Source organism: Streptococcus sp. HMSC062H02 (assembly GCF_001813005.1).
Taxonomy (GTDB): Bacteria; Bacillota; Bacilli; order Lactobacillales; family Streptococcaceae; genus Streptococcus; species Streptococcus oralis_S.
On sequence record NZ_KV811112.1, the window covers coordinates 1 to 229 of the forward strand.

Annotated in this window: 1 pseudogene; it reads left to right on the forward strand. The window is 40.6% G+C overall.

Going from position 1 to position 229, the window contains the following annotated elements:
• Nucleotides 1-229 (forward strand): annotated as a pseudogene (locus HMPREF2885_RS04075) (hypothetical protein); the annotation flags it as partial.

Here is a 229-nt window from a genome sequence, read left to right on the forward strand (position 1 = left end):
GTCTTCAAAAGATTGGCAAACAAACACTTTACTTTGACCAAGATGGTAAGCAAGTCAAGGGTAAAGTAGTAACTTTGGCTGATAAATCCATCCGTTACTTTGATGCCGACTCAGGAGAAATGGCAGTCGGCAAGTTTGCAGAAGGTGCCAAGAACGAATGGTATTACTTTGACCAAACTGGTAAAGCAGTGACAGGTCTTCAAAAGATTGGCAAACAAACACTTTACTT